The following is a 14,257-nucleotide window of genomic DNA, read 5'->3' as shown; positions in this document are numbered from 1 at the left end:
GATGCCGTCTGACGGTTCAGGGACCGTCGGACGGTTTTTTCGCCCGCTGGCCTTTTGGGTTTATTGAGGAAATGTAAATCATGATGGTTCTGTACTCCGGCACTACCTGCCCGTTCTCCCAGCGCTGCCGGCTGGTGTTGTTCGAAAAGGGCATGGACTTCGAAATCCGCGACGTCGACCTGTTCAACAAACCGGAAGACATCGCCGTGATGAATCCGTACGGTCAGGTGCCGATTCTGGTCGAGCGCGACCTGATTCTGTACGAGTCGAACATCATCAACGAGTACATCGACGAGCGCTTCCCGCATCCGCAGCTGATGCCGGCCGACCCGGTCCAGCGCGCCCGCGCACGTCTGTTCCTGCTCAACTTCGAGAAGGAACTGTTCGTGCATGTGAGCACGCTCGAAAACGAGAAGGGCAAGGCCGCCGAGAAGAACCACGAGAAGGCGCGCCTCGCGATCCGCGACCGCCTTACGCAGCTCGCGCCGATCTTCCTGAAGAACAAGTACATGCTGGGCGAAGAGTTCTCGATGCTCGACGTCGCCATTGCGCCGCTCTTGTGGCGCCTCGACCACTACGGCATCGAACTGTCGAAGAATGCCGCGCCGCTCATGAAGTATGCCGAGCGCATTTTCAGCCGTCCCGCGTACATCGAAGCGCTGACGCCGTCTGAAAAGGTCATGCGTCGTTAAGCACGCAGTTGGGCACGCAGTTGGGCAGTATCCTGGCGGTTGCAGGTAACAGAGGCGGCGTGCACGGCGTGGGTGTGGATGCCGCCTCGTGAAAGGATTGTTGATGCAAGAGATTTCCACCAAGCCGTATTTGCTGCGCGCGCTGTACGAGTGGTGCACCGACAACGGCTTCACGCCGCATATCGCGGTGCGGGTCGATAACCGCACGCGCGTGCCGCGCCAGTTCGTGCGTGACGGCGAGATCGTGCTGAACATCAGCTTCGAGGCGACGAGCCAGCTGCAGATGGGCAACGAGATGATCGAGTTCCACGCGCGCTTCTCGGGCAAGTCGCACAAGATCGAGGTACCGGTGTCGAACGTGCTCGCGATCTACGCGCGCGAGAACGGCCAGGGAATGGCGTTCCCGGTCGAGTCGCCGGCCGGCGACGCCGACGACGTGCTGTCCTCCGAGGATCACGAAGAAGCCGAAGCGCATGAGGCGCACGCAGTGCGCGACGAGCCTGCCGAGGAACCTGCTGCGCCGCTCGCGCCTCTTGCCCCGGTTGCGACGCGTGCCGCCGACAAAGATGACGAAGGCGGCAACAAGGGCGGCAAGAGCCACCTCAAGATCGTGAAATGAAGTAGAATGGCGGGCTACGCCGGCTTAGCTCATCTGGTAGAGCAGTTGATTTGTAATCATCAGGTGGCGGGTTCGAGTCCTGCAGCCGGCACCACATTCAAGACAAAGGGTTACGTGATATTCACGTAACCCTTTGTGCCTTCTGCGCCCCTACTCGCCAAAACCGCCAAAACCCTCACTCCGCCCAATCCGGATCGCTCGTGAACATGATCGTGAGCCAGCGATGCGATTCGTCCCCGCCTATGGCACGGCCAATCTCGTCGCGGATCGCATCCCATTCGGCGATGCGCTTCGCCGGCATGTCGGGCGGCACGACGAAATACAGCTCGATTTCGCGGGAGCGGCCCACTTTCGCGACATAAGCGCGGTAGTACTCGAAGGCGTAGCGCTCGACGAAGCGTTTCGCGACGGCATCGACATGCTGCTTGAGATCCGCGGGTGCCACGAGTAACACGTCCAGCAAGGCCTGGCGAATTTCCGCGAGCGGAATCGGAATGATCACGGCGCACACCGCGACGAGCGCCGCCGGGTCGACGTAGGGCGTGAGGCGCTCCCACGCCGTTCCGTGAATCGCATAGCCGACGCTGAAGGCGATCAGCAGCGCTGCGGTGATCCCCGCGGACATGATCCACGACTTGATGTCGAGGCGCACGAAATCCGAGTGGATCCGGCGGTTCGCGCGCGATTCGAATACCGCCATCGCCACGCAGGCGCTTACGGTGAGCACGGCATAGACGAGCGCAGGACCGAAGTGCAGCTCGTGGCCTCCGGAGAGCAGGTTGCTGACGCCGTTGATCAGCGCGTAGACGGCCACGCCCACGAGCAGCGTGCCGTTCAGGCCGAGCACCATGGGTTCGAGATGCCAGAAGCCCATGGTGAAGCGATCGCGCCATTTGCGCGGCAGGTCGACATTGACCGCGTAGGAGGTGATCAGGCGCACGACGGCGAGGGCGAGCGCGCTCATGCTCGCGTCGACGAGCGAATAAACGCCGTCGAACACGATGGAAAACGAGCCGGAGATCAGCCCGAACAGAATGCCGATGAGGGCGATCACCAACGTCGTGGCGATCGATAGCGTCAGCACGCTGCTCTCGTCGGAAGCACTGAAGAAGCGAAGCCGTTCCATGATGTCTGCCCTGCGCGAGGATGAGCAAGACTAGCCGACTCGCCGGGACGCCGTCGCCGCGCTGCGCGGTCGGCTTGCCTCGCGTGCCGTCGAGCCGGCGCGGCCTTCCACGAGGTCGATCTCCTGTGGTGACAGGCCAAATGCCGCGTAGAGGCGCCGATCGATCTCGCGCGCGATGTCGTCCACTGCCGGCGAGCCGCATCCGGACTGCCCGGCGTGCAGCAACCGGGTCACGCAGTCGGCGATCTCGCTGCGCACCGCAGCGCCGCCCGGCACGGGCAAGGCGTCGATCATCGCTGTCGTGAACGCCACGCCGCCGTTGTAGCTCGACGCGCCATACTTCGCGCGGATCAGGAACACCGAGAGCGGGCAATTGAGCAACGCCGCCGCGAACTTCAGCAGGTTCTCGTCGTCCGAGCGCAGGATCAACGTGGTCTTGCCAGGGATCGTGTCGCCTGCGAGATCGAGTGTCGCGTCGAGTCGTGTGAGGCCTTTCACGATCACCTTTTTCGCCCTGGCTTTCGCGCCGTAGCCGTTCGCGAACGTCGACGCGAAGCGCTCGCGCTCGACCACGGGCGCCGCGTAGCGTCGCCCGAGATAGGTCATCGGTTTGCTGGCCCAGCGCGAGACGTAGCGCCCGAGCGTGCCAGTGTTCACCACGCGGTAGTGATGGTCCGGCCGGAAGCGGCCGTCGCCCGCTTCGACGAGAGGCGCGAGCCGGTAGGCGTCCGACGTCGCGCATGCATTCTCGCAGGGCAACAGCGAACCGAGTGTGGCGTGCGCGCGGGCGAATCGCTGCACGAACGCGACGTGCGGCGAGAACAACGCGTCGAGCGGCCATGGCGACTCGAGCGTGCCTTTGTCGGTTTGCGCAAGCTCGGTGAACGTTTCGCCGTCGATGCGCGCGGTCGCGATGGCGGGCGTGCCGGACTCGCGAAAGAACGTGATGATCGAATCCACGCGCGCCTGCTCGAACACGTCGCGCCCGAGCCTGACGATGCGTTCGATCTTGCCGATATGCCGTGCGCGCAACGCGTTGCCGAAGGGCTTCGAGAGCCACTTGTCTGGCGTGAGATACGCCATCGCGCCGCCCGGTCTCAGGAGCGCGAGGCCCAGCTCCATGAACACGATGTAGAGATCCCAGTTGCCCCTCGCGCTCGGCCAGCGTCGCGCCAGCCGCTCGCGCAGCGCACGCTGGCCCTGGTTGATCATGCGCTCGGAGTCGATATAGGGCGGGTTCGCGATGACGGCGTCGAAGCGCTCGAAGTCGCCGTGGTCAGTGAGCAGGTCTGCGAATTCGATGCGCCATTCGAACGCCGTGGTTTCCTCGGGCGGCGTTTCGGCCAGGTTGGTCGAGAGGGTGTGGCGCAACGCGTCGCGCAGTTGTGCGAACCGGACGATTTCGGCGCGCCGTGCGGCGGGCGTGGCTGTCGCCCGCAGTCTTGCCGCGCTCGCGCGATAGTTCGCCACGGGTTCAACGTGGCCGCGCAGCGGCGTATCGAAGTCGAAACGGCTGAGCGTCGCGTTGCCTGCCTTGAGGTTGGTCTCGAGGTTCGGCAGCGCAGCGGTGAAATCCGCGTGTTCGAGCAGTTCGATCCACAGCCGCAGGCGCGCCATGCCGACCGAATCCGCATTGATATCCACTCCGAAAAGCGAGTGCTCGACGATGTCCCGCTTGACGCGAAAGAGCGCGGCTTCGATCTTGCGGATGGCCGTGCCATCGCGCTCGCGGGTGAGCGGCTCGCCATTCGCGTGCGTGACGCAAAGCCGGTCCGCTGTCACGTCGATGCGGCAAGCGCCAAGCGCTTCGCGCTCGCGCGTGTCCAGCAAGCCGAGGCGCACTTTCAGCGCCAGCAACTCGTTGAGTGCCGAAACGAGCAGATGCCCCGAGCCCACGGCGGGATCGCAGATGCGCAGCGAGTCCAGAATCGCGCGAGCTGCATCGCGGTTTTCGCTCGATTTGCCGATCACTTCGGATAGCTGATCGATGTTTGCGCAGCGCCAACCTTTGGCTCGATGCAAGCGATTCAGCGCCGCTTGCGTGATGGCGGGACGGGCGAGCTGCATCGCGACGCTACCCGGCGTGTACCAGGCGCCGTCGCGGTAACCGTTGAGCTTTTCGAAGACGAGCCCGAGCGCCGAGGCGTCGAGGCAACGCCTGTTTGCCGCGGTTGGCTCTCGCGCGACCAGACCGGCGCAGAAGTCGAACGCGGCGAGAAAATCGAGCAGATACGCAAGCACGTGCCGCTCGCCGCTCGCATGAGGCAGTACGGTCGCCGGGAAAAGCGCAATTGTGGCGCGATCGTCGAGCGCGCTCATGTCGAGCTGGCTTCGGTCCAGGTCTTGCGGCTCGAAAAGCGAACCGTCGAAGCGGGGAAGGTGAGCGAAGCGAGCCGGCGGCGTGTCGTCACCGGTGCCGAATACGGCGTCGCACAACGCATCGAGATCGCTGAACGAGCCGATGCGCTGTGTGTTCAGGAACGCGTAGGTCGAATCGCCGTCATGAAGCGTCAGCAAACGCGTTTCGAGCACCTTGAGAAAAACGAGGCGGCTGATCCATACGATGCAAAGCCGAAGCGCGAGTTCGAAGGAGTCGGCAGCCGGCCGCTCGCTCTGGCTCTCGCCCTTGCCCTTGCCCTTGCCCTTGCCATTGCCATTGCCATTGCCATTGCCATTGCCATTGCCGGCGGCGAGGCGCGACAGCGCGAGTTCGATCAGGGCACCGGGCAGACGCTCTTGCGGCGCGAGTCGCGCGACGGTGCGCCTTGCTCCGGAAACGCTCTCCCGCAACCCCACGATATGCAGCAGTTCGGCGTAAAAGCCTTCGTCGAGCCCACCAGCGGCGCCGGCGCGGCGCTTGCGCGGTTTGCGCGCGCGGCGTGTCTGCTGGGCGGTTTCTGGCATGGTCTCGGCGGGTGGGCGTGGCCTGGCGGGGCGCGGTCGGCGCACATTTTACTGCCGGGCGCGCGCGTTTCGTCCTACGCCGTCTGGCCGAGTCGACGCGTCCGCCCGTCTGAGCGATCATCGTTGCGATGGCGATGCGGCGGAACGTGCCGCATCGCTCTGCTATATGATGGCGCCCCGCGGCGCTCACCTGCGGGCCAGGAACGAATCGACGAACTGGCCCGCCGCACCGAATATCCGACCTATGACCGAATATCCCACTCTCACCTGGCCCGACACCGAAGGCCCGCGCACGGTGCGCTGGCGCTCCGAGGCTGGCGTGCCGGCGCCCAAACGCGTGGTCATCGCCGACGACCGCACGACTGCGGACGCCGCTTACCGCCTTGCCAGCGAAGGCACCGCGCTGCTGTGGCGCGGCGACTATCAGAACGCGCGTCAACTGCTGCAGGCCATGGGGCGCCGTGCCGAGCGCAAGCCGCGCAAGGCTGCGCCGCCCAAGGCGCCCGCTTCGCCGCTCGAGGCGTTTCATCTGCATCGTCAGGCGCAGGCACAGCGCGCCCGCACGCTCGGCATGGTGCTGATTCCGCTCGAAGGCGATTACGGCATCAACCTGCGCCGCGCGCCCGACGTCCGGCTCGCGTGCGAAGAGGCGTGGGGTGCGCCCGATGGCGAAGCGTCTGCGGTGTCGCTGCGTGAAATCCTCGGTCTGGTCGGCGCGCACGAATGGCGCAAGAAGGGCGTCGAGATCGCCGCGCTGAACGGGGCGCGGATTCATCCGTACTACGGCGTGTTCTCGCCGGTGCGCGGCGAATACGTCGATCTCGTTGCGCGCACCGCGCTGCCGTCGCTCGAAAAGGCCTTCGACATCGGCACGGGCACGGGCGTGCTCGCAGCCGTGCTCGCCTCGCGCGGCATGAAGCGCGTGGTCGCAACCGATCAGGACGCCCGCGCGCTGGCTTGCGCGAACGAGAACCTGGCTCGCCTCGGCTACGCCGCGCAGGTCGAGGTCGTCGAGGCGGATCTGTTCCCGCCGGGGCGCGCGCCGCTCATTGTCTGCAATCCACCGTGGGTGCCGGCGCGTCCCGCGTCGCCCATCGAGTACGCCGTGTTCGATCCCGAGAGCCGCATGCTGCGCGGCTTTCTCGGCGGCCTCAAGGATCATCTCGAGCCGGGCGGCGAGGGGTGGTTGATTCTGTCGGACTTCGCGGAGCATCTCGGGCTGCGCACGCGCGAATCGCTCATCGAGATGATCGTGCAGGCGGGACTCGAAGTAGCCGGGCGCGAGGACATTCGCCCGCGCCACCCGAAAGCTTCGGATCCTGACGATCCGCTCTATCGTGCGCGAGCGGCCGAGCTGACGTCGCTATGGCGCCTCAAGGTGCGCGCAGAGTGAGCCGGCGGCGGGAAAAAGCGTTGTCAATAAAGAAAAAGCCGGGCCGTGAACAATCCATGCGGCCCGTGGGGGTGTCGAGTATCGGCGTCGGCGGCCTGGCTGCCGCGCCGGGTGCGCGTCAGACTGACATCGGCTTCACCCCGGATAGGCTTCGTCGACCTTCAGGCCTGCCAGCTTGAAAATCACGCGCAGCGTTTGTGGCTTGATATCGCGGCGCGACGCCAGCGCCGACATCACGAAATCGAGCACCTTCGCGTACTTCAGCAGAATCAGGCAGGTCTCGAGATCCGAAGGGCCGTCGCGCATGCTCTCGGCGACCCGCAGCATCTCCACCGAGATGTCGCGCGCCATTTCCAGCTCCAGTTGCTGCTTTTCCGTCCAGTCGGGAACCGTGACGAGTTTCGTAAGCAGTTCCTGGAATTTTTGCTCTGCGTTTCCGTCAGGTATCGTATTCATTGCATGCCCCATGCAAGGCCGTACAGCGTCGCGCGCTCTTCGCGCAGCGAGGACTGCGCCAGCCTGATTCATCGCAACCGGCACTCCCGGTGCGACCTCCCAATGCGCGCCTGTCGATTCGTTGCCGTCCGGTCGCGCTGCGTTTTGGTCCTTTTTGGGCATCGGGGACAAAATCCTCGTGTCTCTTCTATTCAACCCCTTCCCTCCTGTCCGCACGTGGGTCAGCGTGCCTGGACGCTATTCCGACACTCGCTGCTCTTATGGGTTCGGCAGCCTTGATCAGCTTTTTCCGTAAAATGACAGAAATACGGCGACCCTTCTGTCGCCTGTCGCACGTTTCGCGACATACCACGCCTTTCATCTGACCACGCCGATGTCCAGCAAGACTTACGAAGTCCGTCCGAACCAGTCTGTCGAACTCCTCAAGGAACTCCACATCCTGACGCGCGACGGCAAGATGAACCAGGACAGCCGCCGCAAGCTGAAGCAGGTCTATCACCTGTTCCAGTTCATCGAGCCGCTGCTCAAGGACCTCAAGCAGGATGGCCGCGACGTGACCCTCGTCGATCACGGTGCGGGCAAGTCCTATCTGGGCTTTATTCTCTACGACCTGTTCTTCAAGGATCAGCGCGACAGGTCACATATTTATGGCATCGAGACGCGCGACGAGCTTGTGCAGCATTCGCAGGCGCTGGCCAAACGGCTGGGCTTTGGCGGGATGTCGTTCCTGAACCTGTCGGTAGCCGATTCGATCACCTCGCCGCAACTCCCGCCGACCGTCGATATCGTGACCGCGCTGCATGCCTGCGACACCGCCACCGACGACGCCCTGCGTTTCGGACTCAAGAAGCACGCGCGCTACATCGTGGTCGTGCCGTGCTGCCAGGCCGAGGTGGCGGGTGTGCTGCGACGCAACAAGGGCAAGTCGCTCGGCCAGGCGCTCACGGAGATCTGGCGTCATCCGCTGCATACGCGCGAATTCGGCAGCCAGATCACCAACGTGCTGCGCTGTCTGCAACTCGAGGCGCACGGCTATCAGGTGAGCGTGACGGAACTGGTGGGCTGGGAGCACTCGATGAAGAACGAACTCATCATCGCCCAGTACAAGGATTTGCCGCGACGCCGTCCGGCGGCGCGGCTGGCCGAGATTCTCGAGACTTTCGGGCTGGCGGACCTGCGCGAGCGCTTTTTCGCCGACGAGGGCGAGGCGGCTTCCGAAGCGGCAACCGAAGGCTGAACTCGTGGGCGGCGCGGTGTCAGGCGCGCTTGCTCATCCAGTCTTGCCAACCTTCGAAGCCGAGCCTGCGCAGCGTTTCCTGGTTGCGTTCGTAGATGTCGGCGGCGTCGGGGAATGCCTCGACCGCGCGCTCGATGCTGGCCTCCCGCAGCAGATGCAGGATCGGATACGGCGCGCGGTTCGTGTAGTTCTCGATGTCGTCGGGCTCGGTGCCCTCGAACTGGAATTGCGGGTGAAAGCTCGCGACCTGGAGCGTGCCTTCGAGGCGCAACTGCTGTACGAGGCGCTCGGCAAACCAGGCCGCGTCGTTGAAATCGGCGAAGTCGGCCAGCGCGCGGGGCAGGATCAGGAGCGTCGTGTCGATGTCCGCGGCATCGGCCTCTGCCAGTGTTTGCAACTCGCGTTCGAGATCAGTGAGGACACCTTCCAGGTCGGTCGCCTCGCTGATCACGTAGCGAATCTGGTTCTTCACGTGCACGCTTTTCGCGAACGGGCAGAGGTTCAGGCCAATCACGGCGCGCGTGAGCCAGTGGCGCGTCGCTTCGAGAATGGCGGCGTGTTCGGGGGACAGAGCAACGGTTTCGTTCATCGTGCCATTTTACGGGCGGCTAGCGCCGGGGGCATGCCGCCTCGATCAACAGCTTTGCCATGCGCGGCGCCGCGAGAATCGGGCCGCAGCCGGGGCCGTAAGTCTGGCTTGCGGCATAGATGCCTTCGACCAGCAGCGCGAGTTCCTCCGCAAGCGCGACTGGATCGTTGGCGCCTGCTTCCTGCGCGAGCGCGGTGAGCCGTGCCATGAGGCGCGTCTTGTTGTTGTCGACGCTGCGCCGTGCGGGGTGGGTGGCGTCGGGAAATTCGGTCGCGACGTTGACGAACGGACAGCCGCGATAGTCCGCCACCGAGGCGCGGCGCACGAGATCCTCGAAATACTGCACCAACTGCTTTGCCGGCTCGCCGGGGTGCTTCGCGAGACTTTCGTCGAAGCGCTCGAAAAAGCGCACGTCGCAGCGCTGCAGGTAGGCGACGACGAGATCGTCCTTCGACGAAAACTGCCGGTAAAGGCTCATCTTGTTGACGCCGGCGCGCTCGACCACGGCCTCGATGCCGACCGCGCGCACGCCTTCGCGATAGAACAGCTCGTCAGCGGCGCGCAGCAGGTGCTCGTGCGCGCGCGCCCCAGCCGTTTGCGCGCGGGGGCGGGGCGTGCGGGCAGCGGCGGTAGCGGTTTCGTCGTGGCCTTCGTGTTTCATGAGGGCATCTCGCGATCAGGGTGATTGCTTGACATGTTACCGAGCGGTAACTACTATCGCAACACACTTGTGACCGATCGGTAACAATCGAGCGATGACGAATCGTCGCAGCGAGCGGTCATACCAATGAAAACATCGGCGTGTCGAAACCGGCGCGCCGTGACAGGAGCACCGATGAACTGGGCAGCAAGACGAATAGGCGGGCGTTTCCACTACGGATGGCTCGTCGTGGCGGTGGTGTTTCTGGTACTGCTGGCGGCGGCCGGCACGCGCGCCACGCCCAGCGTGATGATGGTGCCGCTCGAGCAGCAGTTCGGCTGGAGCCGGGCGACGATCTCGCTCGCCATCTCGGTGAACATCGCGCTCTATGGGCTGATGGGGCCGTTTGCGGCGGCGGCCATGCAGCGATTCGGCGTGCGGCCCACGCTGCTCGCGGCGCTCGGCACGATGGCGGCGGGCGTGGCGCTTTCCGCGCTGATGACGCATCCGTGGCAGATGATCCTGATCTGGGGCGTGATGGTGGGCGGCGCCACCGGCGTCGCGGCGCTCTCGCTCTCGGCCACCGTCGTTACGCGCTGGTTCCACTCGCACCGCGGGCTTGCCATGGGCATTCTCACCGCGAGTTCGGCCACGGGCCAGCTCGTGTTTCTGCCGCTCCTCGCGGCGATCGTGGAGAAGCACGGCTGGCAGTCGGTGGTGCTCGTGGTCGCGGTGGCGGCTGCCGCGGTGCTGCCGCTCGTGCTGTTCCTGCTGCCCGAGCGGCCCGCGAGCGTGAACCTGCGTCCGTTCGGCGAGGACGAGAGCACCCCGGTCGCCCCGCCCGCGCCGCATCAGAATCCGCTGAAGATCGCGTTCGACGCGCTCTTCATGGCGAGCCGCACGCGCGACTTCTGGCTGCTCTTCTTTAGCTTCTTCATTTGTGGCGCGAGCACGAACGGCTATGTGGGCACGCACCTCATCGCGATGTGCGGCGACTACGGCATGACCGAGGTGCAGGGCGCCTCGCTGCTCGCCACGATGGGCATTTTCGACCTGTTTGGCACGACGCTCTCGGGCTGGCTCTCGGACCGCTTCAACAGCCGCGTGCTGCTGTTCTGGTACTACGGGCTGCGCGGACTTTCGTTGATCTATCTGCCGCACGCGTTCGGCATCGACTTTTTCGGGCTGCCGATTTTCGCGGTGTTCTACGGGCTCGACTGGATCGCGACGGTGCCGCCGACCGTGCGTCTCGCCACCGACGTCTTCGGCAAGGAGCGCGCGCCGATCGTGTTCGGCTGGGTCGTGGCGGGCCATCAGCTCGGTGCGGCGTTTGCGGCGTTCGGCGCGGGCCTGTTGCGCGCGAGCCTCGGCACCTACACGGTGGCGTCGATGATTTCGGGCGGCCTGTGTCTCGTGGCATCGTTCCTCGTGCTGCGCATCAACCGCGGGCCGCGCGCCGTGGGTGTGCAAACGGCCTGACACGGCGTTCGCGCACCGCAACTTCAAAGCGCCGATTCGTGCTTCGGCACGTCCCGATGGGCGACGCATGAGCGTCGCCCGTTGCGTTTGAGCGTATTTCACGCGCTGCGGTTATTCTAGTGACCCCCGGGCAAGCCGCCCGCCACCCCAAGGACACACAAGGCATGACGAAGCACAAACCCGCACCGACAGCCGTGCCCATACACGAACTCATCGCCGGCCGCTGGAGCCCGCGCGCCTATTCGAGCGAGCCGGTGAGCCGCGAGGCGCTGCACGCGGTGATCGAGGCGGCGCGCTGGGCGCCGTCGGGCTACAACCTGCAGCCGTGGCGCTTTATCGTGTTCGACCGCAGCGCAGACGAAATCGCGTTCAAGCGCGCGTTCGCCACGCTCGTGCCGTTCAACCAGCAATGGAACGCGCCGGCGTCGGTGCTGATCGCGGTGACGGCACACACGCTCAATGCAAAGGGAGAAGTGAATCGCACGGCGCAGTACGATGCGGGCGCCGCGGCCATGTCGCTCGTGCTCCAGGCGCATGCACTGGGTCTCGCCGCGCACCAGATGAGCGGTTTCGACGTGCAGGCGTTCCGCAAGGAATTCGCGCTGCCGAACGACGTGGAGCCGTTGTCGATCATCTCGATCGGCCACTACGGGGAAGCCGAGAAGCTGGAACCGGTGCTGCGCGACCGCGAAAAGGCGGAGCGCACGCGTTCGGCGGTGGGCGAGATCGCTTACGCGAACGCCTGGAAGCAGCCGTTCAAGGGCTGATTCAAGAGATGTCCCGCGCCCGTGAGGGTGCGCGAACTTCAGCGAAAACGCGCGGCACGGCCCGCGCGTTTTTTTCTTGCGGGGCCGCATCATGGGCCTGCGGTTGCCCCGCGCCGCGCTTTCGTGCTACAAAGCCGATCCCCCGACCTTTCCTCTCCTGCGCGCGCATTCGCTGCGGCGCGCTCTTGCCATGACCAGCTTCTGCGCGATTGACTTCGGAACCTCCAATTCGGCGGTGGCGCTCCCGGCAGCGGCCGGCGGTGCGATGCGCCTCGCGCCGGTGGAGGGTGCTCACACGACCTTGCCCACGGCGGTGTTCTTCAACGTCGACGAACACACCCGCGAATTCGGCCGTGCGGCGCTGGCGTCCTATATCGACGGCTTCGACGGCCGGCTGATGCGCTCGATGAAGAGCATCCTCGGCTCGCCGCTCGCCGAGAGCACGACCGACCTCGGCGACGGCAGCGCGATGCCCTATACCGAGATCATCGCGATCTTTCTGGAGCACCTGAAGCGCAGCGCCGAGCGTTGCTCGGGTACGCCGATCACGCGCGCGGTGCTGGGCCGTCCGGTGTTCTTCGTCGATGACGACCCGCGCGCCGACCAGCTCGCCCAGGACCAGCTCGAAGCCGCGGCGCGCCGGGTGGGCTTTCGCGAGATCGAGTTCCAGTACGAGCCGATCGCGGCGGCGTTCGACTACGAGTCGCGCCTGGCGGAAGAAGGGCTCGTGCTCGTCGCCGACATTGGCGGCGGTACGTCGGACTTCTCGCTCGTGCGCGTGGGGCCCGATCGCATGACGCGGCTCGATCGCAAGGAAGACGTGCTCGCGCATCACGGCGTGCACGTGGCGGGCACCGACTTCGACCGCCGCGTCGAACTCGCGACCATCCTGCGCGAACTGGGCTACCAGTCGCTCGACCCCGAAGGCCGCGAGGTGCCGAACCGCATTTATTTCGATCTGGCGACCTGGCACCTCATCAACACGATCTACACGCCCAAGCGCGCGACCGAGCTGAAGCTCATGCGCCATCTGTACCCCAACACGCGCCATCACGACCGGCTGATGCGCGTGGTCGACGAGCGCCTGGGGCACGCGCTCACGGCGCGCGCCGAGGAGGCGAAGATCGGCGTTTCGGCGGGCGGGGAGACGATGATCGACCTCGAAGCGGTCGAAGCGGACCTGCGTCTCGCGTTCGGCGACGCACAGCTCGTCGAGGCGGGCCGCGAGGAGACGCGCCGCATCGTGCAGGCCGCGCGTGAAACGGTGCAGGCGGCGGGTATCGCGCCGGCTCAGGTGAGCGCGCTGTACTTCACGGGCGGCTCGACCGGCCTTTTGTTCTTGACGCAGGCGCTGGCGGAGGCGTTTCCGCAGTCGCAGGCCGTATTCGGCGACCGCCTTGCCAGTGTGGCGACGGGCCTTGGCATTCACGCGCAGCGCCTGTTCGGCTGAACGCGCGGGGCGCCCCAGCCCCGTTGAAAATCGCCAGACGATAAAAAACCCCACCTTCGAGAAGAAGAGTGGGGTTTTTCGGTAAGCTTGCTAGTCAGGGACTGCGCAGAAGCTGCATTCAGATCCTGAAAGCCGTAGCAGACCAATGAGCGCAGTACTTAGACCGGCTTGATGTTGGCAGCTTGCTTGCCCTTCGGGCCCGTGCGGACTTCGAATTGAACCTTTTGGTTCTCTTGCAGCGTCTTGAAGCCGTCAACCTTGATTTCCGAGAAGTGCGCGAACAGATCTTCGCCGCCGCCGTCCGGAGTGATAAAGCCAAAGCCCTTAGCGTCATTGAACCACTTGACGGTACCGGTTTCCATATTACTTTCCTAAAAATGAATGAAGGCCGAAGCCCGAGAGGTGCACGAAAATCAAGGAAGGGGTATGGGACCAGCCGGAGTACCGTTGATGGGCGAACTACGAAAGACCAATTCACACTCGCCGCTTGAAATCCTGCCCGAACTTTATACGGCTAAATGCCCGGAAGGTCAACCCGGTCCCCGGGAAAGTTCGTATTTTTTTGCTACAGGGTCGAAACCAACCCTTACAAAGCTTGATAAGCAAATGACTTTTTTGTATTAGGCGGTCGTTTTCGCCGCCCTTCCGTGGTGCAACCGGTTAAACTACGCGCCGCGCGGAAGTTGCGCCTGCAGGCGCAATCGTTCGTGTGGAGGTACGACAACCGCGGGAAACCCGCCCGCACAACAGACGGGATAAACGCGGTGTCGAGCTGCTCTCGAAACAGGAGAAGACGTGAAAAGTTCTATTCAACGGAACATCGGCCCGTTCGCGCTGATGTTCACCGGCCTCGGGTCGATCATCGGTTCGGGCTGGCTGTTCGGCGCGTGGAAGGCGGCGAAAAT

General features: G+C 64.6%; 13 protein-coding genes and 1 tRNA gene. 8 read left to right on the top strand and 6 right to left on the bottom strand.

From position 1 onward, the window contains the following. Nucleotides 1-80 precede the first annotated feature (80 nt). The 3 genes from C7411_RS33815 (at nucleotide 81) to C7411_RS33805 (ending at nucleotide 1,405) form a co-directional block, all read left to right on the top strand. Entirely contained in the window at nucleotides 81-692 is a 612-nt protein-coding gene (locus tag C7411_RS33815; RefSeq protein WP_027797364.1) for a glutathione S-transferase N-terminal domain-containing protein, read from the top strand. Between the two features lie 103 nt (nucleotides 693-795). Continuing rightward, entirely contained in the window at nucleotides 796-1,311 is a 516-nt protein-coding gene (locus tag C7411_RS33810) for a ClpXP protease specificity-enhancing factor (protein ID WP_110388454.1), read from the top strand. 18 nt (nucleotides 1,312-1,329) lie between these two features. Then, nucleotides 1,330-1,405 (top strand) — tRNA-Thr (locus C7411_RS33805). Nucleotides 1,406-1,486: 81 nt separating this feature from the next. Here the strand turns inward: C7411_RS33805 and C7411_RS33800 are convergent. Next, nucleotides 1,487-2,437: a cation diffusion facilitator family transporter gene (locus tag C7411_RS33800; protein WP_110388453.1), complete on the bottom strand. Its 951-nt coding sequence runs from the start codon at nucleotides 2,435-2,437 to the stop codon at nucleotides 1,487-1,489. Nucleotides 2,438-2,467: 30 nt separating this feature from the next. Continuing rightward, nucleotides 2,468-5,341 carry a type IIG restriction enzyme/methyltransferase gene (locus C7411_RS33795; protein ID WP_165822951.1) on the bottom strand — a complete coding sequence of 958 codons (2,874 nt, stop codon included), beginning with the start codon at nucleotides 5,339-5,341 and terminating at the stop codon, nucleotides 2,468-2,470. Between the two features lie 244 nt (nucleotides 5,342-5,585). Here C7411_RS33795 and C7411_RS33785 point away from each other — a divergent pair, with 244 nt between their 5' ends. Then, on the top strand, nucleotides 5,586-6,734 hold the full coding sequence (locus tag C7411_RS33785; protein WP_110388450.1) for a methyltransferase: 1,149 nt from the start codon (nucleotides 5,586-5,588) through the stop codon (nucleotides 6,732-6,734). A 135-nt stretch (nucleotides 6,735-6,869) separates the two neighbouring features. Here the strand turns inward: C7411_RS33785 and C7411_RS33780 are convergent, their stop codons facing one another. After that, nucleotides 6,870-7,190: a type II toxin-antitoxin system HicA family toxin gene (locus tag C7411_RS33780; RefSeq protein WP_028206633.1), complete on the bottom strand. Its 321-nt coding sequence runs from the start codon at nucleotides 7,188-7,190 to the stop codon at nucleotides 6,870-6,872. A 373-nt stretch (nucleotides 7,191-7,563) separates the two neighbouring features. Here C7411_RS33780 and C7411_RS33775 point away from each other — a divergent pair, with 373 nt between their 5' ends. Beyond that, on the top strand, nucleotides 7,564-8,427 hold the full coding sequence (locus C7411_RS33775) for a class I SAM-dependent methyltransferase (protein WP_110388449.1): 864 nt from the start codon (nucleotides 7,564-7,566) through the stop codon (nucleotides 8,425-8,427). Between the two features lie 19 nt (nucleotides 8,428-8,446). Here the strand turns inward: C7411_RS33775 and C7411_RS33770 are convergent, their stop codons facing one another. Both C7411_RS33770 and C7411_RS33765 read right to left on the bottom strand, forming a co-directional pair. Further along, entirely contained in the window at nucleotides 8,447-9,016 is a 570-nt protein-coding gene (locus tag C7411_RS33770; protein ID WP_110388448.1) for a DUF1415 domain-containing protein, read from the bottom strand. Between the two features lie 19 nt (nucleotides 9,017-9,035). Then, complete coding sequence (locus C7411_RS33765) at nucleotides 9,036-9,677, bottom strand: TetR/AcrR family transcriptional regulator (RefSeq protein WP_110388447.1); 642 nt, start codon at nucleotides 9,675-9,677, stop codon at nucleotides 9,036-9,038. A 174-nt stretch (nucleotides 9,678-9,851) separates the two neighbouring features. Here C7411_RS33765 and C7411_RS33760 point away from each other — a divergent pair, with 174 nt between their 5' ends. The 3 genes from C7411_RS33760 (at nucleotide 9,852) to C7411_RS33750 (ending at nucleotide 13,352) form a co-directional block, all read left to right on the top strand. Beyond that, on the top strand, nucleotides 9,852-11,135 hold the full coding sequence (locus C7411_RS33760; RefSeq protein WP_110388446.1) for an MFS transporter: 1,284 nt from the start codon (nucleotides 9,852-9,854) through the stop codon (nucleotides 11,133-11,135). A 164-nt stretch (nucleotides 11,136-11,299) separates the two neighbouring features. Next, complete coding sequence (locus C7411_RS33755; protein ID WP_042272172.1) at nucleotides 11,300-11,902, top strand: nitroreductase family protein; 603 nt, start codon at nucleotides 11,300-11,302, stop codon at nucleotides 11,900-11,902. 190 nt (nucleotides 11,903-12,092) lie between these two features. Next, the gene (locus C7411_RS33750) at nucleotides 12,093-13,352 is read left to right on the top strand and encodes an Hsp70 family protein (RefSeq protein ID WP_110388501.1); all 1,260 of its coding nucleotides are present in this window, start codon (nucleotides 12,093-12,095) and stop codon (nucleotides 13,350-13,352) included. Between the two features lie 158 nt (nucleotides 13,353-13,510). Here C7411_RS33750 and C7411_RS33745 read toward each other — a convergent pair whose 3' ends face one another. After that, nucleotides 13,511-13,714: a cold-shock protein gene (locus C7411_RS33745; RefSeq protein WP_027797379.1), complete on the bottom strand. Its 204-nt coding sequence runs from the start codon at nucleotides 13,712-13,714 to the stop codon at nucleotides 13,511-13,513. Between the last annotated feature and the right edge of the window lie 543 nt (nucleotides 13,715-14,257).

The organism is Paraburkholderia silvatlantica, from assembly GCF_003096715.1.
Lineage (GTDB): Bacteria > Pseudomonadota > Gammaproteobacteria > Burkholderiales > Burkholderiaceae > Paraburkholderia > Paraburkholderia silvatlantica.
Note: the sequence above shows the minus strand (reverse complement) of the source record. Positions and strands in the feature narration are given on the sequence as shown.